We start from the raw sequence: 20525 nt of genomic DNA, 5'->3' as shown, positions 1-20525 counted from the left end.
AGTACAACTGAACAACAAAGCGGGATGCGTTTGGTTTTTCAAAACATAAAACGCTTACAAGGGAAAAGGAGAAAATCTATGCCTGACAGCCAACTGCTGCTGCATGAGAAAGCGGCCGAAGGAGTTTCACGCATTGTGTTCAACAACCCGCCGTTAAACCTCGTCAACCGGGAATTGACGGTGCAATTAGACGCTCTGCTCACGGAGATCGAACGGGATGACGGCGTACGCGCTGTGATTCTGACGGGGATGGGAAACCGCGCTTTTTCCGCAGGCTCGGACGTGAAAGAAATGAACGGGATTCTGCGCACGATCGTTGAAGATAAATTAGCTTTGGAAAACCAAGTGTTTGAGAAAATTGCCAACCTGTCCAAGCCGACCATCGCGGCAATTCAGGGTGTGGCGCTTGGCGGAGGCTGCGAGATTGCATTGGCCTGCGATCTTCGGATTATGTCCACGGAGGCACGGATCGGATTGCCGGAAATTACGCTGGGCTGGTTTCCGGGAATGGAAGGGATGTACCGCCTGCCTCAAATCGTGGGTCCCGCCATTGCGAAAGAGTTGTTGTTTTTAGGCAGCCAAATTACTGCCGAGGAAGCTTATCGCATCGGACTTGTGAATCGTCTGGCGGAGCCCGGTCAGGTGATGGCACAGGCGGAGGAAATGGCCGCCGTTGTGGCAAGCAGAGCGAGAAATGCCATACGTTCCATCAAAGAGGCGGTTAACCAAGCCGGCAGCCAGCCGCCCGATATCATGCAGAAGCGAATTTTGGAGTTGAGTCGTGAAGTCTTCCGCACGGAAGACGCAGCAGAAGGGATTGACGCCTTTTTCAGCAAAAGGCAGCCCCAATTCAAACATCGATAATGGCAAAGGAGGGGCTTATTTCGATGGATAAGCAAGATGAAAATCAGCAGACTTCACGGTCTGTCGAGAGAGCCTTAAGTATTTTGGAGCAATTTATCGAACGGGATGCGCTTGGGGTGACGGAGCTGAGCAAACTGACGGGAATCGGCAAAAGCACGGTCCATCTTCAGTTAAAAGCTTTGGAGAAGCGCGGTTACATTGTCCGGGATGATCTTACCGGCGTGTACAGCTTGGGTACTAAAATTTTACAATTGGCGGGCGGAATGCTCCGCAACCAGCAGCTGACCAAAATCGCCGAACCGATCCTGCGCTCCATGACGAAGGAAATGAATGAAAGCGCCACCTTAAGCATCCCGGACGGCACCCATGTGCTTTACGTGTTGAATGTCGAGAATCTGAACAGTCCCTGGAACATCCAATCCGTTGTCCGGGTCGGGGCAAGGGCTCCGATGTACTGTACCGGTTCGGGAAAAGCAATGCTGGCTTTCTCGCCGGAGGAAAGAATCCGTGAAGTGATGGGGGCCGGCTTAGACCAAATCACTGAGAAAACGATCACCGACCCGCAGCTGCTTTTATCCGAATTGGAAAAAATACGGCGGAGAGGCTATGCCTTCAATGATGAAGAGTTTGAAACAGGCCTTAGAAGCGTGGCCGTTCCGATTTTCAACTTTCAGGGCGACATGGTAGCTGCGATTCACGTCAATATTCCTTCGGTAAGGCTGGCGTTGGATAAGGTGGATATTTACGGAGAAAAATTGAAACGAGTAGCGGAGGACATATCCGAAAAGCTTGGGCATTATGTACGGGTGTAATCCGGATGGCTTCATTTAATCGTTTTATTACATTATACAAAGAGGTGACGAACAAGATGGTCGTCGAATGTGACGTACTTGTCATTGGAGGAGGAGCCGCAGCGGGGCGAGCGGCCATCGAGGCGCATGATCAAGGCGCTTCCGTAGCGGTGGTCATGAAAGGCTTGTTCGGAACGAGCGGAGCAAGCGCTTACAAAATTGCCGAAATCGCAGGTTACAACGTAGCTGACGGAGAGGTGGACGCCAGCGATTCGCCAAGGCATCATTTCGAGGATATCATGCGGATGGCGGCGGGAATGGCGGAACCGAAATTGGCCCACAAGTTGGCTGAGGGCGCTGTTGAGTCGCTGCGGTACCTTGAACAAATGAACGTTCCTTTCCATAGAAGCGAGGACGGCAAGTATATGGAGGTTCTCGGCTGTTTTGCCACGAAGCCCCGGATGCATTTTATTCCGGGGCACGCCGAACCGATTGTACACGCGCAGAAGAGCGAAATTTTAAACCGCAGCATTCCCGTCTATGAAAGGACGATTCTCACCCGTTTTTTGGTGGAGGACAACACCATCGCCGGGGCCATCGGCTTCAACTCCCAGGGGGAGGAAATCGTTTTTCGCGCGAAGGCGGTCGTCATGGGCACCGGCGGGGCCGGACAGCTGTTCTCGTACAACATCAACCCTGCCGATATTACGGGAGACGGATATTCATTGGGGCTTCAGGCCGGCGCCGAAGTGATCAATATGGAGTTTATGCAGGCAGGTCCAGGCATGATTTACCCGTGCAAAAATATGTTCAACTCCTGGCTGTGGGCGTTTTATCCGAAGGTGACCAACGGCTTGGGCGAAGAGTTTCTGCATAAATATATGCCGGAGGGCATGTCGGTTAAGCAGTGTATGGATTTGCGGTCCGGCCACTATCCGTTCTCCAGTTATGACGGTTCCCAATGGATTGATATCGCGATCCAGACGGAAATCAAAGAAGGACGCGGAGGCCCGCACGGCGGGGTCATCGTTGATTTTACCCAGGTGGACGAAAATGCGCTGCCCCAGAACGCAAGAGGTGAGGAACTGCGTAAATCCTGGGATATTACGAGAAATTGGCTGATTGAAAACCGCAAGCTGGATCTTCTCGAAACGCCGGTGGAAGTCGCCATCTTGGGTCACGCGATCAATGGCGGACTAATGATCGACGAAAAGGCGCAGACGACCATATCGGGGCTCTTCGCAGCCGGAGAAACCGCGGGCGGCCCGCACGGCGCGGACCGTCTCGGCGGCAATATGATCCTCACCTGCCAAGTGTTCGGCAAGCTGGCCGGACGGTCTGCGGCTGAGTTTGCGAAATGCGGAAGTATACGCCCCTTACCTGTGCACCAGTTAGAGGAAGAGCGGGAGCGCCTCCGGACAATGAACGGAAAGCAAGGGGAATACAAGCCGCATAATATCAAAAAAGAGCTCCAGGAAATCATGTGGAGATACGTGCTGGTGATCCGAAGCGAGGAAAGCTTATCGACCGCGATCAGCAAATTGGCCGAGCTGCGGATGAAATGCAGGGAGAATATCACGGTCACCAATACGAAAGAAATGATGCACGCGATTGAAGCGGAGAATTTGGTGCTGGTTGGCGAGGTGATTGCAAGAGCGGCCCGGTTGAGAAAAGAAACAAGGGGAAGCCACTTCCGCGTCGATTATCCAACACGTAACGATGCTGATTATCTCTACCGGATCATTTCCCGCTTTGAGAACGATAGCATCCATTCCCGCATGATCATGAGCAGCGACGAAACGGTAAAGGATTATCCATACCTCATTGTACATGCCTAATACGATTGCCGGTCAAGGTTCGTTCACCGCCTGTCGGAAAGGGACGGACCTTGGATCAAGGTTCAAGGTTCAAATCCAACGATGCTTAAGATACAAAATGTTGCTTTCCGCAAACCTTAAAAATGAATTTGTAAGCGCATTCTTTAAGTGAAGCTAGTCTGCAGCTTCTTGTTTAGAGCAGGTACTGTATTGGGAAAGTAAAATCATTTTTTCTGGCGGCGAACTGATGAAATGCTATATACCTGCCCTCCCCATATGGGTTTCCGGCTTTTAAAAATTAGGGCGGGTTCATATAGAAATAGCAATAGTCGACTAGGGGGGCTGAAGAAGAATTATCCCATCGTTTTAAGATCATATGCGTAAAAAAGACGGCAGGCTAAGGGTTGACATGAAAAGAAAATAGAAAGGGTGCGATCAAAGTGAATAAAAAAGTTTTTCTTCCTGTGTTAAGTACAATTTTTGCGGCTTCCATCGTATTAAGCGGCTGCGGAGGCGGAAGCGGATCCGCCAATCCCGGGACGAACGGAGCGGCCTCCGGGGACAAGCCGGCGGACAAAGTCGTTGAGATTAACATCGGACATACGCTTGCGCCGGATAGCCATTACCAGGCAACGGCACTGAAGCTGGCCGAATTGGCTGCCCAAAAATCGGGCGGTACGATTAAAATTAACGTCTTTCCACAGTCCCAGCTGGGCGGCGAAGTGAAGATGATTCAAGCGGCACGCACCGGTGCTTTGGGTATGCTGATTACGGCGCAAGCACCTTTGACGAATACGGTTAAAGAATATTCCATCTTTGATCTGCCTTACCTCTTCGACAATCTGGATCAAGGAAATAAAGTGTTGGCCGGACCTGTCGGCAAAAAATATCTGGACATGCTTCCGCAGCACGATCTGATGGGTCTCGGTTTCCTGACGGTCATCGAACGCAACGTTTTCAGCAACAAGGCCATCAATAAGCCTGAAGATATGAAGGGCATGAAAATCCGCGTAATGCAGTCGCCGGGATATGTCAAAGCGTATGAAGCGTTTGGATCTCAGCCGACTCCGATGGCTTATTCCGAGGTTTACCTGTCCCTTCAGCAAAAAGTTGTAGACGGCGGAGATACTTCACCTGACCAATTTGTCATGGATAAATTTATTGAAGTCTCGAAGTTCTACAACATCACGAAAGTTCACTACTTGCCAGTACTGCTACTGATGTCCAAACAAGTTTGGGGCACGCTATCGGAGAACCAGCAGAAGGCTATGCAGGAAGCTGCGAACGAAGCCCTGGCTTTCAACAAGGAATTCTTTAAGAAGTCCTACGCCGATTCCATTGCCAAAATGAAAGAGGCCGGCGTAACCGTCGTCGAGCCGGATATCGAAGCCATGAAGAAAGCAGCCCAGCCGGTATATGAGGCTTTGTTGAAAGAAATCCCCAACGGCCAAGCGCTCTTCGATGAAATTCAGGCGGCTAAAAAGCAGTAATCGTTCGACCGACACATTTGCATCCAAGAATCGGCCGATTCTTGGATGCAAAATGGATACGGCATAATACGGAGGGACATTGTATGAGATTGGCCAATCAAGTCGCTATTGTTACAGGAGCCACTTCGGGTTTGGGCGAGGCCATTGCGCTGGCGTTCGCCAAGGAAGGCGCCAAGGTTGCCGTTATCGGAAGGAATGAGGAAAGAGGCAGCGCAGTCATCTCCGCCATTCGGGAGGGAGGCGGCGAGGCGGCTTTTTTTTCGACAGATGTGACTTCCGAGCCGGATGTCAAACGCATGGTGGAGGATGTGGTCAAAACATTCGGTGCTCTGCACATTGTTGTCAACAATGCCGGTCAAGTTCTGCCGGGCACGGTAGCGGACATCTCCCTGGAAGATTGGGAAACGGTGTTCCGCATCAATGTGACTTCCGCCTATCTGGTAAGCCATTATGCGCTTCCGTATATGCTGGAGCGCAAGAACGGCTCGATTATCAACATTGCATCCGAAGCGGGCCTTAAGGGGCTGAAAAACCGATCAGCATACTGCGCTGCAAAAGCGGCCGTCATCGGAATGACGAAAGCGATGGCCGTTGATCATTCACCGAGCGGAATTCGGGTGAACAGCATATGCCCGGGCACGATCGAAACGCCCATGATCAAAAAAATCATCGAGACCCATGAAAATCCTGAAGGCATGATGCAAGAGTTTTTGCATCGGCGCCTAACGCCCTATCTCGGATCACCGGAAGAAATTGCGGAAGCGGCGATTTATTTTGCCCTCCCGAAAAACATATACGTGACAGGTGCGATTTTATCGGTGGACGGCGGAGCTGCAGTGAAATAGTCTGCTGAATCTCATCATCATTTTGGTTGACGAGGGGGAGGAGAAGAAAATGCGCAGACCACTCGTACTCATCCATTGGATTCATGCGGGTTTTCTTCTCCTTCTGCTTCTGACGGGGGTCCTTTTGTACTTTTCCGGCATTCCCCTGCTCCCCAAAAGGGCGATTCGCAATGTACATCTGGTTATCGCCGGAGGGTATGCCCTGTTTTTGCTTTACTCGCTGTATCCTGTCGGAAAGTACTTCAAGCGGCTTGGAAAGCAGAATTTAAAAAGGCTTCACATCGCCTTCATTTATTTTTTTGCCTTCGTTTGGTCGGTAACCGGGTATGTGCTTTGGCAGAACCAGCCTTGGCTGCTGCAGTACCGCGTTCAGTCGCTATTCATCCACGACCTGATGAGCATCGTCATCGTGCCGTGGATCGCACTTCACGTATGTTGGAAAGTGCTGAAGCGCCGTACGGCAAATGTAAAGTTTATTCAAAAGATCGGCAATGTGATGACCAGGAGAGAATTTCTGCACGCGACCGTGGGCTCCCTGCTCTTTCTGCTGTTCGGTTCAGCCTTGAAATGGTTTAAACCCGGTCTGACGGAAGACGATACCCGATTTCGGGCACCGGTGAGAAAAGGCTATTTCCGAATTTTTAAGGTGACCGATGAAATCCCGTCTTTTGATGAGAATACGTGGAAATTGACGATTGACGGTCTAGTGGAACGCCCCGGATCGTATGATATAAAAGATTTGGAGCAGTTTAAAACAAAAAAAATCGTCCGTGATTTTCACTGCGTTACCGGCTGGAGCGTGCTTGGCGTCGAGTGGGAGGGCATCCCGTTCAACCAGTTCGTCCAGGCGGTCAATCCGAAGCCGGAGGGCAAATATGTCAAAATGGTTTCGTCGGATAAACGATACACGGAAACGTTCAAGCTTGAGCAGCTGATGAGCCAGGATGTCATCCTCGCTTTCCGAATGGACGGCAAACTGCTCCTTGCCAGTCAAGGCTTGCCCTGCAGGCTGCTGCACCCGGATATGTACGGCTACAAATCGATCAAGTGGGTGGAACGCATCGAATTTACAAATGTGCGGGAGAAAGGGTACTGGGAGGCTTTGGAGAACTATGACTTGGACGGTTATATTACGTAAGTCGAAGAAGCCGGCCTGGCTGCTGCTCGCGCTTTTGATCTGGTTTGGGGCGGGATACCTGGGCTATATGGCTTTTCCCAGTAAAATGAGCGTCGAATGGGGACAGCTTGAGCGCATGTTTTCCAGAGTCGGCTCTTGGAATTCGTACTACGTGGACGAACGCGTGCTGGGCGACGGGCTAACGCTGGCAGAGGTCAAAGGCCGGATTAACCATGAACCGAGGCTGGGGCAATTTCAGATCCATGCGCTGCTGCGTGAGAACGAATATTTTCATTTGGAGGCATTTTTGGAGAATGAGCAGATTTACATCCATAACCTGCAGGAAGGCAATTGGGTGCAGATGTCCTCTAACCATCCTACCGCCGGAGAATTGACCGCAGTAAGTCAACCGATGGAGTTTTGGAAAATCCTTCTTACGTACGTTAAGCGGATTAAACATGAAAATGAGAATGACCTTGCGTATTACCGTATGGAACTGAGACCCTTTGCGGAAACAGAACATGGCATGACTTTTGAGGGACAGGAGGGAGTGCTTTCCGTATGGTCCGATCAGGCGACAGGCAATTTGCAGAAGCTTCAGCTGGAAATCGAGTCTCCGCAAAATACGCTGAAAAGCTATAATAAGGTAAGCTACACCGTCGTTTTTTCCAACATCAACGAAAAGTTCCATCTGGAGATCCCAAGCGCTGCCAGGCAAGCGGAAAAATTAAAATAATCGAGCCGAGTCGAAAAAAGGATTGACATCATTTACAGTTATGTTTAATATTGAGATATATTTAAACGTTATAATATCCTTTAAATGGAAAATAAGAAGTTGACATGGAAACAGCCATCATTAAAACGATTTATTTACGGTGATTATAAGTATATTTTTATACTTCAGGATTAAATCTAGCCTAATATTTAATCGTTTTAACATTTCGTGTAAGCGCATTCCATTTTGTTAAATTAAAGGGCCCGAGGGAAGAGGAGGAGGGAAGCAGGTTCAGTTTTATTGCGTACAGTCAAGCCGTGGACGGTTTAATCGCCCGGATGCGTTGATTAACGGCGGTCATTTCCATAACGCCAACGGGCCAAAAAGGAGAATGGAAACATGCTAAAAGGAGTCAAGGTGCTAAGCTTTACCCATTTTCTGCAGGGGCCATCCGCCGTGCAAATGCTTGCGGACATCGGCGCCGACGTCATCAAAATCGAGCCGGTCACCGGAGCTTACGAGCGCCATTGGTCCGGATTCGATGCCTATAAGAACAATGTCAGCTTATTTTTCATGCTGGGCAACCGGAACCAAAGAAGCTTGTCGATCAATCTCCGTTCGGAAAAAGGGAAGGATATCATTTACCGGCTAGTCAGGGAAGCCGACGTTCTCGTGGAAAATTTCCGCCCGGGCGTCATGGACCGTTTGGGATTTGGATATGAAACATTGAAGGAAATGAATCCCCGGCTGGTGTACTGCTCTTGTACGGGTTACGGGTCGGACGGCCCTTATAAAGACAGACCGGGTCAGGATATGCTGATTCAGGGTTTAAGCGGCATTGCATCGCTGTCCGGCAAAAATGGCGATCCTCCGACGCCGGTAGGCGCTGCCGTGATCGACCAGCATGGCGCTGTGCTTGCCGCATTCGGTGTGATGGCTGCCTTGTATGAGTCTCAGAGAACGGGCAAGGGGCAAAAGGTGGAAAGCAATCTGCTGAACTCCGCATTGGACCTGCAGATTGAGCCGCTGACCTATTACATGAACAAAGGCGAGCTGTGGGACAGAATCGGCAGCGGACTTGCAACGCGGTATCATCAGGCTCCTTACGGCGTTTATGAGACGGCTGACGGCTGGATCACGATCTCCAATTCGCCGACCGACAAGCTGGCCGATGCTCTGGAAAAGGAGGAACTTCGTGCTTTTACCGCCAAAGACCAAATGCATAAACGTCAGGAAATCGACGCCATCGTGTCCGGGAGAATGAAAGAGAAATCGACGGACGAATGGTTCGATATTTTTGAAAAGAACGGCATTTGGCACAGTCCGGTAAACGGGTATAAAGAAATTGTCTCGGATCCGCAAGTCGAATGGAACAACAGCATCCTTACATTCGAGCATCCCGACGCCGGTGAAACGAAAGTCCTGAATCATCCGGTTCGATACGGAAATTTCAAAACGGGAGTATACAGAACCCCGCCCCGCGTGGGTGAACATACGGATGAAATTTTGGCGGAGATCGGTTTTGCGGCCGAAGACATCGATGAATTGCTGAACGAAGGTGTTGTCAACCATTCCCTGAAAAAAGAGGGGGAACAATAGAGAAAATATGTTATGCCAAGGCCGATGACATCGTCTTCAAAACGGATAACCGTAAGCAGGTAGGGTATAACGTTCCTTTTCGGAATAGGCTTCCTAGGTTAACAAGCGCTGCGCAATGCATCCTGACTCTCCTTTAATATTGATTATGTAATTGCTAATATATACAATGTTAATAGATATAAAAACGATTAAATTAAGGGAGATACGACTTTTGATTACAATAAGGGATATTGCGAAAAAAGCGAATGTATCGGTTGCTACGGTTTCCAACGTGCTTAATAATTCCAGGTTCGTGAGCCAGGAACGTAAAGACCGGGTCATACGTGCCATCGAGGAACTGAATTATGTGCCTAATGCCGTCGCCCGCGGTCTTCGTATGAGGGAGAGTAAAACGATCGGCCTTGTCATTTCGGATGTAACCAACCCGTTTTATCCGGATTTGGCCAAGGCGTGCGAGGATGTCGCCCAAGAGAAGGGCTATACCGTGATCATCGTGAATACAAATGATGAGAAGGAGCGGATGGCCAATGCCGTTTCCTTGGTCCGCGAAGGCAAGGTGGATGGGCTTATCATCGCCAGCACCTCCACGCAGGACATGGAACTGCTGCGTGAAGTAGTGAAGGACGGTTATCCGGTAGTGCTTGCCCATCGACATGTACCCGACCTAGATATCGACACGGTCCTTGCCGACAATTTCAGCGCCGCCTATTCGGTCGTCCGCCATTTGTGTTCGCTTGGTCATAAGAGAATCGCCAAGATATCCGGTGTTGAACATTCAACCGTCAACATCGATCGGATTGCAGGGTACAACAAGGCCATGGCCGATGCCGGGCTGCAAGTACGTCCGGAATGGATCATCTCCGGCCGTGCCAAATATCAGCAAAGCTACACGGCTGTGACGACATTGCTGAATCAAAAATCGGAAGAAAGGCCGACGGCCATTATTGCAGCCGGGGATCTGGCAGCCCTGGGTGTCATGGATGCGGTGAAGGATATGGGACTGGATGTGCCGGAAGATTTGGCTTTGATCAGCTTTGACGATATCTTTTTTGCCGAATACAGAGCCGTACAGCTCACAACCGTCCGAATTCCCCGCTATGATATGGGGCAGCAGGCCACCCGTATTTTACTGGAGCGCATCAGCAGGTCGGGCCCGCCGGGGAATATCCGGATTGTGCTGCCGACGCATTTGATTATCCGCCGTACGTGCGGCGCGCATCTTGGCGTTCGTAATTTCAAGTGACATCATCAAAGCTGCAAATGAAGCCGGACGCTCAATGAAATGTTACTGATGAGAGGGGGGATTACCCAATATAGCTATTTTGCTATGTCGTAAAACACCATCTGAAACCAATTAAATCGTTTTAATAGAAACATGACGAAGAGTCTCCAATATGAAAGATTAAGAGTCAGTATTATGTAAGCGCTTATAATTTATTGAATAGCATTATGTTCGATCAAATCGATGAAAAATACGAACCCTTGGGAGGAAATGAAAATGGGCAAAAGGATACCTTTGGAATTGGGAGATCAGGTTTCGTTCAGCAAGACGGTTGGAGAATCCGATGTTTACATGTTTGCCGGCATCACAGGCGATCTCAGCGGCAACCATGTGAACGAAGAGTACATGAGCAAAACGCCTTATAAACACCGGATTGCACATGGCGTGCTTTCCATCGGTTTTGCATCCACTACCTCTACGATGATGGTCGAAAAGACCAAAATGACCGGGGTTTCCTATGGCTACGACCGCATTCGCTTTATTAAGCCGGTTTTTATCGGCGATACCATAACGGTGACCTATACGATTGCGCAGATCGACGAAGACAACTTGAAAACCGTTTCTAACATTGAAATCAAGAACCAACGTGGCGAGCTCTGTACGGTTGCCCAGCATATATTGAAATTTTTCATTTAAAATTAAAATGCGCTGTGAAGAGCGTCAGGAGGATTCGCTATGATATTCGATTTGACGGAAGAGCAGAAGATGCTTCGCGATACAGTCAGAGAGTTTGCGGAGGAAGTCATTGCCCCGCGTGCTGCGGAAATCGACAAGAATGATGAATTTCCAGCCGACATCTGGAAGCAAATGGCCGATCTCGGCTTTATGTCCTTAACGCTGCCGGAGGAATACGGCGGAATGGCGGCGGACCATATCAGCTGCAGCATTATGCTCGAAGAGCTGGCGAAGGTTTCGGCATCCATGTCCAACGCGGTCCTGACCTCCAAACTGCAGGCGGACTTCATTAACCGGTTTGCCTCGAAAGAGCAAAAGGATCGACACGTCGAATCCATCGGAGCAGGCAAAACCATCTGCTGCATCGGGGCCACGGAACCGCACTGCGGAACCGACCTGGCGTCCATGAAAACGAAGGCGGAACGCAAAGGAGACCAATTCGTCATTAACGGCAGTAAAATGTTCATTACGATGGCGCAAATGGCCGACCTGGTTGTCACGCTGGCCCGCACGAACGATACGCCTGGGCACAAGGGCATTTCGGCGATTTTGGTTGAGAAGGGCAGACCAGGGTTCAAAATTGGAAAAAAGGAAGACCTAATGGGTGTACGCGGGATCGGTACGGGAGAGTTGATTTATGAGGACTGCACCGTACCTGTCGAGAACCTGATCGGGCAGGAAGGCGAAGGTTTCAAATATGCGATGCAATCATTCGATAACGGACGTATCGTCATTGCTTCACTTGCGCTGGGCATCGCTCAAGGCGCCCATGAGCAGGGACTCAAGTATGCTTTGCAGCGCGAGGCTTTCGGCAAGTCGATCGGCAACTACCAGGCGATCCAGTTCATGCTTGCCGACGCGGAAACCAAAATCAATGCCGCCCGCCTTTTGCTTTACAAGGCATGCTATTTGAAGGATCAGGGACGGCCTTATAGCCGGGAAGCGTCCATGGCGAAATTATACGCATCCGACATCGCACAGGAGATCGCGACCAATGCGGTACAGATTCACGGCGGCTACGGCTACACGAAAGAATATCCGGTTGAGCGCATGTACCGGGATTCCAAGCTCCCGCAAATCTATGAAGGCACAAACCAGATCCAGCGTGTCATTATTGCCCGCGACATACTAAAGTCATATTCATAAACCGGACCTCGGCCGACTGTGAAAGTAAGGGCTTACAAAAAGCAACCTTTGGGTACTCATTTATAAGCAGAGGTGTGATACGATGATTTTTATTCGTTTGGTGGACAAATTGAACAGAGTGTTAGAAATCGTTGTCGGTATTTTGCTGCTCCTGATGACGCTTTCCATCTTTTATCAAGTTCTCGTTCGGTTCGTTTTTACGGGGTTGTCTGCGCCGTGGACGGAAGAGCTTGCCCGGTATTTAATGGTTTGGGCCATTTTTCTCGGGGCTGCCGTCGTTGCGCGCAGAGCTGACTCGCTCGCCGTAGAAGCCTTCGTGACCGCAGTTCCCAAACCGATAGGCAGGGGCGTTAAAGTGATTGCCCACCTGTTGGCCATTTCGTTCTACGGGTATCTTTTTATCATTGGGCTCGATTGGGCAAAATTCGGGCTCAGCGAAACGTCTTCGGTGATGAAGCTGCCTATGATCTCCATCTATTCGGCGATGTCGGTCGGAGCATTTTTAACCATTATAAGTTCAGTCGCCCTGCTGCTCGACATTTACCTGAATAAAAAAGACATACTGGAAGTCATCGACCCTGAAGTGGAAGAGGCGCTGGCCGAATACAAGCCCCAAGGGAAGGAGGAAATTGCCGTATGATTACGATGCTTTTTGTAGCTCTTATCGTATTTTTGTTTATCAGTATGCCGGTAGCGGTTTGCTTGGGATTTGCTTCCCTGATCGCTCTGCAAATCAAAGGGATTCCACTGGTCACATTGGCCCAAACCGTTTTCGAGGCCATCGATTCCTTCCCGCTGATGGCTGTCCCGTTCTTCATTTTGGCCGGTCATCTGATGCAGACCGGCGGCATGTCCGTGCGGCTCATCAACCTGGCGAACGCCCTAGTGGGATGGTTCCGCGGTGGGCTGGGTTCGGTATCGGTGCTGACCTCCATGTTCTTCGCTACGATATCCGGTTCCTCTTCGGCGACGACCGCAGCGATCGGTTCGACGCTGATCCCTGCAATGGAGAAAAAGGGATATCCGAAACCGTTTGCCACGGCGACTTGCGCCGCAGCCGGCGAGCTTGGCGTCATCATCCCGCCGTCCATTCCCATGGTTATTTACGGGCTCGTGGCCAACGTGTCCATCGGGGCATTGTTCCTGGCCGGTTTTCTTCCCGGAATATTGATCGGTCTTTCGCTAATCTTGACCATCATCATTTATGCCAGGGTTAAGGGTTTTGATATTATCGAGAAACAAAGCAAGAAAGAATGGCTTAAAGAGCTGTGGACCTCGTTTCACCGGGCGTTCTTCGCCCTGCTGATGCCGTTTATCATCCTTGGAGGGATATACAAAGGCTGGTTTACGCCGACTGAGGCATCGGTTATAGCGGTGGTTTATGGGTTTTTCATCGGGATGTTCGTCTACCGCGAGCTGAAGTTTAAAGATCTGCTGCCGATTTTCTCGAAATCGATGGTGGCGACCTCGCTGCTGATGTCGATCGTTGCTTACGCTGCGATATTTGGATATGTTCTGACAATTGAGCAGGTTCCGCAAAAGGTGGGTCAAGCGATTGCGAGCGTTTCCGATAGTCCGCTCTTTTTTCTGCTGCTCGTCAATATCTTTCTGTTTATCGTGGGCACCGCAATGGAAGCGATTGTAACGATCCTCTTGGTCGCGCCGATCCTGGCGCCGGTTGCGCTGCAGTTTGGGATTGACCCGGTCCATTTTGGCATCATCATGGTCGTCAACGTAGCCATCGGCATGCTGACGCCGCCGGTTGCTGTCAACCTTGTCGTGGCTTGCCAGATCGCCAATTTGAAGATGAGTCAAATTACGAAGCCTGTTGTGGGTTACCTCGTTATATTAACGATAGACGTACTGATTATCAGCTACGTTCCGGCCTTATCCACGTGGCTTCCATCATTTATGAAATAAATAAGGGGAAGCATGGCAAGCAGCCAGGTGTACAGCCGACTTCGAAGGTCTTCTCGGAAGCGCCCCTACGTGCAGAACGAATTTATGAAAAAAAACGATAGGACTGATGAGGATGGAACTGTTGTCTGTTATGGAGAGAAGCTTGAACAAAGTCGAACATATGCAAAAAGGGCTGAACGATTTTCCACACATCACGCAAGACGGAAACTGGTTAACCCATAAATACGGTCATTGGACCGGCGGATTTTGGATCGGCTTGCTGTGGATCAAGTCGCTTTACGGCGGCAGCCCGGAAAAAGACCAACAAGAGGCTTTGCAGTGGGCAAAGATATTGAAAGCCCGTGAAAATGACAATAAAACGCACGATATGGGTTTTCTTTTCGGACCCAGCTGTGTGATGGGCTATAACCTGACGGGTGACGAGCAATTGGCCAAGCTGGCTCTGGCCGGCGCCCGCAATATGACCGATCTCTACGAGGAGCGCTCGGGTCTTATTCTTGCCTGGGACGAACCGGGCTATGAAGGCAACGCGATCGTAGACACGATCATGAACGTGCCGCTTCTGGTATGGGCTGCCGAAAAAACGGGCCGGTCCGAGCTTAACGAGCTGGCATGCCGCATTGCCGACACGATTCTGAAGCACCATGTCCGGCCTGACGGTTCTATTTATCACCTGGTAAAGTGGGATTTGAATACCTTTGAGATAGTGGAAAGAACGACGCATCAGGGATTTTCGGCGGAGACGTGCTGGTCGAGGGGACAATCCTGGGCACTTCACGGCTTTGCTAAAATGTACAGCTGTACCGGTAAGGAACACTATTTGGAAACGTCCGAAAACCTGGCATCCTACTTCTGGAACCACCTGGACGATTGGTGGGTTTTGCCCCGGTGGGATTTCGTCTTCCAAAACCGGGCGGAAGAGCCGTTCGACGCAGCTGCCGGCTCGATTGCGGCGTCAGGCATGCTTCTTCTCTCGGAGCAGCTGGCGAGGGCAGGGCGTGCCGAGCAATCGAAACTATGGTATGACCGCGCAACGCTGCTGGTAAAGTCCTTAGTGTTGCACTGCCAGTATCAGAGTCTGGACAAATACGGCATCATCGAGAAAGCGACAGTTGACAAGCCGCGCAATTCCGGTGTCGGGGAATCGACCATGTACGGCGACTACTATTTTGTTGAAGCGTTATACCGTTTATTGAACAAAAACGACAACAGCAAGCTTCAGCTGCTCTATTGAACTACTCAGGGGAGGGAAAGCATACGATGAATATAGCCGTTTTGCTTAAACAGACATTGGACACGGAAGAGAAAATCCAGATCGACAATAACAAGGTCAGCGAAAATAACGTAAAGTTTGTCATCAATCCGTATGACGAGTACGCCGTGGAAGAAGCCGTCAAGATCAAGGAGGAGCACGGCGGTGAAGTGACCGTCGTTTCGCTTGGTCCCGCCCGCGCGGAAAGCGCGCTGCGCACCGCTCTTGCGATGGGAGCGGATAAAGCGGTCCTGGTCGACAGCGAATCCTTCGGCTTAGACATCGATGAATATTCGGCGTCGGTCATTTTGGCCGCAGTCCTCAAAGGCCGGCAATTCGATATCATTCTGGCAGGGAATATGGCCGTTGACGGCGGCTCCGCGCAGGTCGGTCCCCGCGTTGCCGAGCTGCTCGATATCCCCCAGATCACTACGATTGTAAAGCTGGACATTAACGGGCCAAAGGTGACCGTCGAACGGGATGTCGAGGGGGATACCGAGACCCTCGAAGCTTCGATGCCGGTATTGCTTACGACCCAGCAGGGGTTAAACGAGCCGCGTTATCCGTCCTTGCCCGGCATTATGAAAGCCAAGAAAAAGCCTTTGGAAACCTTATCCGCAGCCGACTTGAACATGGATGCGTCGCCGCTTCAACCGAAATCAGGCATCTTAGGCCTCGATCTTCCGCCCAAAAAGGAAGCGGGAAGGCTCCTGTCCGGAACCGCCGGGGAACAGGTATCGGAGCTGGTCCGGGTGTTACGCAGCGAAGCGAAGGTCATTTAAAATTCGATGTGGCATGACCGCAGAAAGGATAAATCGCATGGACAAAAACATACTTGTTTTGGCTGAAGCCAAGGACGGGAAGCTGCGCAACGTTTCCCTCGAATCGCTCTCTTTGGCCAAAAGGCTTGCAAATCATGGAAAAATCTCCGCAGCCGTCATCGGCGGAGAAGGCATTGAAGGCTACGCAGAAACGTTAGCCCAATACGGTGCAGATCAAGTATACGTCTTACGTAACTCCTGCTTTGATGCTTATACGACTGACGCTTACGCTCAGGCATTGACACAGCTGGCCGAGCAATCGCAGCCGGACATCATTGTGATGGGGCACACGGCAATGGGAAAAGACCTTGCGCCGAGAGTGGCTGCCCGCTTGAAGCTCGGCCTGATTTCGGATTGCGTAGGCGTCAATACAGATAACGGAGAACCGGAGTTTATCCGTCCGATTTATGCGGGCAAAGCTTTTGAAAAGCGGAGTATTTCAGAAGGCAGTGCTTTAGTCACTATCCGTCCCAATAACTTTGAAGTCGATGCGCCGGATGCGGGAAAACCGGCAAGCATCGAACAATTTCAAGCCGAAGTCAAGGATTTGCGAACGATAGTCAAAGACATCGTCCGCAAGTCGTCCGGTGCCATTGACCTCACCGAAGCCAAGATCGTTGTTTCCGGCGGCCGCGGTGTAAAGAGTGAAGAGGGCTTCAACGTGTTGAATGAGCTGGCCCAAGTCCTGGGCGCAGCTGTCGGCGCATCGCGCGGAGCGTGCGACGCTAACTATTGCAGCTACGATATGCAGATCGGCCAAACCGGCAAAGTAGTGACGCCGGATCTGTACATTGCCTGCGGTATTTCGGGAGCCATTCAGCATTTGGCGGGCATGTCGAACTCCAAAGTAATCGTTGCCATCAACAAGGACGCGGAGGCGCCGATTTTTAAAGTGGCTGATTACGGGATCGTTGGCGATTTGTTCGAAGTGGTGCCGCTTTTGACCGAAGAATTCAAGAAGATCAAAGTCTAGCCTGAGCCGGGAGGACCCCATGTTTGCATTTATTCATTTCCTGTTGTTTTTGGCGGTGACCGGATACGGTATGTATTTGGTATTCAAGGTCCTGTACAGCAGGTACCTCTTCATTAAGCTAGGGCAGCCGATGACGTTGAGTGGCAGCCCGAAAGACAGATGGCGGGAATTCGTCGTGAACGTATTTGGCCATAAGAAGCTTTTGAAGGACAAAAAAAGCGGTATCATGCATATGGTCATGTTTTACGGCTTCATCATCTTGCAATTCGGCGCTTTGGAGCTTATTGTCAAAGGCTTTGTCAAGGGATGGACCATTCCGCTTGGAGAGGCTCACGCCTTTTTCAACCTGACGCAGGAGTTTGCCGTATTGTCCGTTATGCTGGCCGCAGGGTATGCCTTTTACCGCCGGTATATCGAAAAGCTGAAGCGTCTGAAGCGAGGATTTAAAGCCGGGCTTGTTCTGATTTTTATCTCCACGCTGATGCTGTCCGTCCTGCTCTCGCTCGGGTTTGAGAGGCTGTGGCTGGGACAGGAGAGCACGGTTTATGCTCCTGTCTCGTCGCTGATCGCGATACTGTTTTCCGGGATCGGAGCAAATGCGGCAAAAGTTGGATTTTATATTTTCTGGTGGGCTCACCTGCTGATTTTACTATCGTTCGCGGTTTATGTGCCGCAATCGAAGCATGCTCACCTGATTTTTGCACCGATCAATATTTATCTTAAGAAAATGGATCCGCCGGGCAAATTGACGAAGATTGATCTGGAGGACGAAAACGCGGAAACGTTTGGCGTAGGCACAATCGAGCAGTTCCGTCAGGATCAGCTCCTCGATCTGTATTCCTGCGTGGAATGCGGCAGGTGCACCAACATGTGCCCAGCATCCACGACGGGCAAGCAGTTGTCCCCGATGCACATCATAACGAAGCTGAGGGACCACCTGACGGAAAAAGGGGCGGCGATCACATCCAGGACTCCATGGGTGCCGGCTTTCACAATCACCGGCAGCGCGGGATCCGAGCTGGCGGCGGCTTCCGAAGAGAAACCGGCAACCAGCATGGAAATGGTCGGCGAAGTGATTACCGAGCAGGAGCTTTGGGCCTGCACGACCTGCCGCAATTGTGAAGACCAGTGTCCTGTCGGCAACGAGCACGTCGATATGATTATCGATATGCGCCGACACCTGGTGCTGACCGAAGGGAAAATGCCAGGCGAGATCAACCGGACCCTGCAAAATATCGAGCGCCAAAGCAATCCTTGGGGCATTAACCGCAATGAGCGCATCAAGTGGCGTGAGGGGGTGGAAGATATCATTCCGACGGTGAAGGAAACGGAAGACTTTGAATATTTGTTCTTCGTCGGTTCGATGGGCTCGTACGACAACCGCAGCGTCAAGGTATCGCAGGCCACGGCGAAGCTGCTGCATATGGCCGGTGTCAAATTCGCCATCCTCGGCAATGAGGAGAAAAATTCAGGGGACACGCCGCGCCGCGTCGGCAATGAGCTCCTTTTCCAGCAGCTGGCGGCTGAGAATATCGAAACCATGCAGCGGTACAACGTGAAAAAAATCGTTACCGCCGATCCCCACGCCTACAATATGCTCAAAAACGAATATCCGGAATTCGGTCTGGAGGCGGAAGTGGTTCACCATACCGAGCTTTTGGCCCAATTGGTGAAGGAAGGCAAGTTAAAGCCGATCCGTGAGCTTAAAGAAACGATCACATACCACGATTCCTGCTATCTGGGCCGCTATAACGGCGTTTATGAGCAGCCGAGGGACATTTTGCGCGCGATTCCCGGGGTTACTTTAGCGGAGATGAACCGCAATCGCGAAAACAGCATGTGCTGCGGCGCGGGCGGAGGTCTGATGTGGCTGGAAGAAAAAGAGGGGAAAAGGGTTAATATTGAAAGGGTGGAGCAAGCTCTGGAGACGAATCCTACCCTGATCAGCAGCGCTTGTCCTTACTGTCTTACGATGGTGAACGACGGGATCAAGGCCAAAGACAAAGAGAACGAAATCGGTACGATGGATGTCGCGGAAATTCTTCTGAAAGCCGTCAGTTAATGGTTAACTTTCTTAAGAGAAAAGGTGATGAGATGGCGAAAGCGGCTTTTTATGAGGGCAATAAAACGATGCGGATCGGAGAATGCGCGCCCCGGAAGCCTCTGGAGGGCGAAGTGCAGATTAAGGTAGCCTACAGCGGTATCTGCGGCACGGATTTGCACATCTATCACGGGGCGATGGACCAGCGGGTGACGTTCCCGCAAATTATGGGACACGAGATGTCCGGCATCATTGCCGAAGTCGGTAAAGGCGTAGAGGGCTTCGTCCCGGGCGACAGAGTGACTGTACGCCCGCTGGATTCCTGCGGTCAATGCCCCGCCTGCAAAGCCGGCCACGGACACATCTGCCAGAAGCTGAGGTTTCTGGGGATCGAGACGTCCGGCTCCTTCCAGGGATACTGGACGGTACCCGCACACACGCTGCACAAGCTGCCGGAAAACCTGTCCCTGCAGCACGGCGCGATGATCGAGCCGTTGGCTGTTGCCTGCCATGACGTGCGCATGGGCCAGGTGAAAGCGGGCGAGTATGCCGTCGTGCTCGGCGGCGGCCCGATCGGGACGCTTATCGCGCTAGTCCTGAGAAGCAAAGGAGCCGAGGTGCTTGTCTCCGAGATTAACCCGTTCCGGCTGAAGCTGCTTGCCGAGCTCGGTTTAAACACGATCAACACGCAAGAGAAGGACCTGATCGGCTTCGTGAATGAAACAACGGATGGAGCGGGAGCCGATGTCGTATTCGAGGTGACGTCCTCGACCGTCGGCGCCGAGATCATGACGCAGCTGCCGCGGACGCGGGGGCGCATCGTCGTCGTTTCCATTTTCGGCAAGCCGGTGCCGGTGGATCTGCATAAGTTTTTCTGGAGGGAGCTGCAGCTGTTTGGAGCCCGGGTGTACGAAAGGGAGGACTTCGAAGCGGCCATCAGCTTGGCGGCTTCGGGAGCGCTGCCGCTGGACCGGCTGATTACTCAGGTGTATCCGTTGGAGGATGTAAAGCTGGGCCTCGACCAAATGGACAACAAAGGTGCCGTCATGAAAATCCTTCTGAATTGCTCGGATCAATGAAGGATGGAGCTCAAAATATAAATACGCCCGATCGGTTTCGTTAAAAACAGCTTGCCTGCAGGAGGGGAGCGGCGAAGACGGGTTGCGGCATTCTCCAA

Annotated in this window: 18 protein-coding genes; all 18 read left to right on the top strand. The window is 51.2% G+C overall.

Annotation, left to right across the window (positions count from 1 at the left end; genetic code table 11):
• The first annotated feature begins 78 nt into the window (after nucleotides 1-78).
• The 18 genes from ACZYR9_RS07105 (at nucleotide 79) to ACZYR9_RS07020 (ending at nucleotide 20427) form a co-directional block, all read left to right on the top strand.
• Entirely contained in the window at nucleotides 79-864 is a 786-nt protein-coding gene (locus tag ACZYR9_RS07105) for an enoyl-CoA hydratase/isomerase family protein (RefSeq protein WP_488977763.1), read from the top strand.
• Nucleotides 865-887: 23 nt separating this feature from the next.
• Nucleotides 888-1676 (top strand): IclR family transcriptional regulator, encoded by a 789-nt coding sequence (locus ACZYR9_RS07100; protein WP_488977762.1) that lies wholly within the window; start codon nucleotides 888-890, stop codon nucleotides 1674-1676.
• A gap of 5 nt (nucleotides 1677-1681) precedes the next feature.
• A complete protein-coding gene (locus ACZYR9_RS07095) occupies nucleotides 1682-3493 on the top strand; it encodes an FAD-binding protein (RefSeq protein ID WP_488977761.1) in 1812 nt (603 codons plus the stop codon).
• Nucleotides 3494-3912: 419 nt separating this feature from the next.
• Nucleotides 3913-4962 (top strand): TRAP transporter substrate-binding protein, encoded by a 1050-nt coding sequence (locus ACZYR9_RS07090; RefSeq protein WP_488977760.1) that lies wholly within the window; start codon nucleotides 3913-3915, stop codon nucleotides 4960-4962.
• A gap of 83 nt (nucleotides 4963-5045) precedes the next feature.
• Complete coding sequence (locus ACZYR9_RS07085; protein WP_488977759.1) at nucleotides 5046-5807, top strand: SDR family NAD(P)-dependent oxidoreductase; 762 nt, start codon at nucleotides 5046-5048, stop codon at nucleotides 5805-5807.
• Between the two features lie 49 nt (nucleotides 5808-5856).
• Complete coding sequence (locus ACZYR9_RS07080; RefSeq protein WP_488977758.1) at nucleotides 5857-6945, top strand: molybdopterin-dependent oxidoreductase; 1089 nt, start codon at nucleotides 5857-5859, stop codon at nucleotides 6943-6945.
• Entirely contained in the window at nucleotides 6920-7660 is a 741-nt protein-coding gene (locus tag ACZYR9_RS07075) for a hypothetical protein (protein WP_488977757.1), read from the top strand. The genes ACZYR9_RS07080 and ACZYR9_RS07075 overlap by 26 nt, the downstream gene beginning before the upstream one ends.
• A 378-nt stretch (nucleotides 7661-8038) precedes the next feature.
• Entirely contained in the window at nucleotides 8039-9238 is a 1200-nt protein-coding gene (locus ACZYR9_RS07070) for a CaiB/BaiF CoA transferase family protein (RefSeq protein WP_488977756.1), read from the top strand.
• Nucleotides 9239-9449: 211 nt separating this feature from the next.
• Nucleotides 9450-10481 (top strand): LacI family DNA-binding transcriptional regulator, encoded by a 1032-nt coding sequence (locus tag ACZYR9_RS07065; RefSeq protein ID WP_488977755.1) that lies wholly within the window; start codon nucleotides 9450-9452, stop codon nucleotides 10479-10481.
• 255 nt (nucleotides 10482-10736) lie between these two features.
• Nucleotides 10737-11156, top strand: a complete 420-nt coding sequence (locus ACZYR9_RS07060) for a MaoC/PaaZ C-terminal domain-containing protein (RefSeq protein ID WP_488977754.1) — start codon at nucleotides 10737-10739, stop codon at nucleotides 11154-11156.
• Between the two features lie 39 nt (nucleotides 11157-11195).
• Nucleotides 11196-12341 carry an acyl-CoA dehydrogenase family protein gene (locus ACZYR9_RS07055; protein ID WP_488977753.1) on the top strand — a complete coding sequence of 382 codons (1146 nt, stop codon included), beginning with the start codon at nucleotides 11196-11198 and terminating at the stop codon, nucleotides 12339-12341.
• Nucleotides 12342-12423: 82 nt separating this feature from the next.
• Nucleotides 12424-12981: a TRAP transporter small permease gene (locus tag ACZYR9_RS07050; RefSeq protein ID WP_488977752.1), complete on the top strand. Its 558-nt coding sequence runs from the start codon at nucleotides 12424-12426 to the stop codon at nucleotides 12979-12981.
• A complete protein-coding gene (locus tag ACZYR9_RS07045; protein WP_488977751.1) occupies nucleotides 12978-14261 on the top strand; it encodes a TRAP transporter large permease in 1284 nt (427 codons plus the stop codon). The genes ACZYR9_RS07050 and ACZYR9_RS07045 overlap by 4 nt, the downstream gene beginning before the upstream one ends.
• Before the next feature lie 142 nt (nucleotides 14262-14403).
• The gene (locus ACZYR9_RS07040) at nucleotides 14404-15495 is read left to right on the top strand and encodes a glycoside hydrolase family 88 protein (RefSeq protein ID WP_488977750.1); all 1092 of its coding nucleotides are present in this window, start codon (nucleotides 14404-14406) and stop codon (nucleotides 15493-15495) included.
• A 26-nt stretch (nucleotides 15496-15521) separates the two neighbouring features.
• A complete protein-coding gene (locus tag ACZYR9_RS07035; RefSeq protein WP_488977749.1) occupies nucleotides 15522-16295 on the top strand; it encodes an electron transfer flavoprotein subunit beta/FixA family protein in 774 nt (257 codons plus the stop codon).
• A 37-nt stretch (nucleotides 16296-16332) separates the two neighbouring features.
• The gene (locus ACZYR9_RS07030) at nucleotides 16333-17307 is read left to right on the top strand and encodes an electron transfer flavoprotein subunit alpha/FixB family protein (protein ID WP_488977748.1); all 975 of its coding nucleotides are present in this window, start codon (nucleotides 16333-16335) and stop codon (nucleotides 17305-17307) included.
• Between the two features lie 19 nt (nucleotides 17308-17326).
• On the top strand, nucleotides 17327-19369 hold the full coding sequence (locus ACZYR9_RS07025; RefSeq protein ID WP_488977747.1) for a (Fe-S)-binding protein: 2043 nt from the start codon (nucleotides 17327-17329) through the stop codon (nucleotides 19367-19369).
• Nucleotides 19370-19401: 32 nt separating this feature from the next.
• Complete coding sequence (locus tag ACZYR9_RS07020; protein WP_488977746.1) at nucleotides 19402-20427, top strand: zinc-dependent alcohol dehydrogenase; 1026 nt, start codon at nucleotides 19402-19404, stop codon at nucleotides 20425-20427.
• Nucleotides 20428-20525: the final 98 nt, after the last annotated feature.

The sequence above is a fragment of the Paenibacillus sp. F024 genome, from assembly GCF_057814255.1.
The sequence above is the reverse complement of the archived record's forward strand: the minus strand, read 5'-3'. Positions and strand labels throughout refer to the sequence as shown.

Bases quoted from the DNA above. Each gene is read 5' to 3' on its own strand.
- ACZYR9_RS07085 (WP_488977759.1), top strand. From the start codon at position 5,046: ATGAGATTGGCCAATCAAGTCGCTATTGTTACAGGAGCCACTTCGGGT.
- ACZYR9_RS07050 (WP_488977752.1), top strand. From the start codon at position 12,424: ATGATTTTTATTCGTTTGGTGGACAAATTGAACAGAGTGTTAGAAATC.
- ACZYR9_RS07060 (WP_488977754.1), top strand. From the start codon at position 10,737: ATGGGCAAAAGGATACCTTTGGAATTGGGAGATCAGGTTTCGTTCAGC.
- ACZYR9_RS07070 (WP_488977756.1), top strand. From the start codon at position 8,039: ATGCTAAAAGGAGTCAAGGTGCTAAGCTTTACCCATTTTCTGCAGGGG.
- ACZYR9_RS07035 (WP_488977749.1), top strand. From the start codon at position 15,522: ATGAATATAGCCGTTTTGCTTAAACAGACATTGGACACGGAAGAGAAA.
- ACZYR9_RS07025 (WP_488977747.1), top strand. From the start codon at position 17,327: ATGTTTGCATTTATTCATTTCCTGTTGTTTTTGGCGGTGACCGGATAC.
- ACZYR9_RS07075 (WP_488977757.1), top strand. From the start codon at position 6,920: ATGACTTGGACGGTTATATTACGTAAGTCGAAGAAGCCGGCCTGGCTG.
- ACZYR9_RS07045 (WP_488977751.1), top strand. From the start codon at position 12,978: ATGATTACGATGCTTTTTGTAGCTCTTATCGTATTTTTGTTTATCAGT.
- ACZYR9_RS07030 (WP_488977748.1), top strand. From the start codon at position 16,333: ATGGACAAAAACATACTTGTTTTGGCTGAAGCCAAGGACGGGAAGCTG.
- ACZYR9_RS07080 (WP_488977758.1), top strand. From the start codon at position 5,857: ATGCGCAGACCACTCGTACTCATCCATTGGATTCATGCGGGTTTTCTT.
- ACZYR9_RS07095 (WP_488977761.1), top strand. From the start codon at position 1,682: ATGGCTTCATTTAATCGTTTTATTACATTATACAAAGAGGTGACGAAC.
- ACZYR9_RS07020 (WP_488977746.1), top strand. From the start codon at position 19,402: ATGGCGAAAGCGGCTTTTTATGAGGGCAATAAAACGATGCGGATCGGA.
- ACZYR9_RS07105 (WP_488977763.1), top strand. From the start codon at position 79: ATGCCTGACAGCCAACTGCTGCTGCATGAGAAAGCGGCCGAAGGAGTT.
- ACZYR9_RS07055 (WP_488977753.1), top strand. From the start codon at position 11,196: ATGATATTCGATTTGACGGAAGAGCAGAAGATGCTTCGCGATACAGTC.
- ACZYR9_RS07100 (WP_488977762.1), top strand. From the start codon at position 888: ATGGATAAGCAAGATGAAAATCAGCAGACTTCACGGTCTGTCGAGAGA.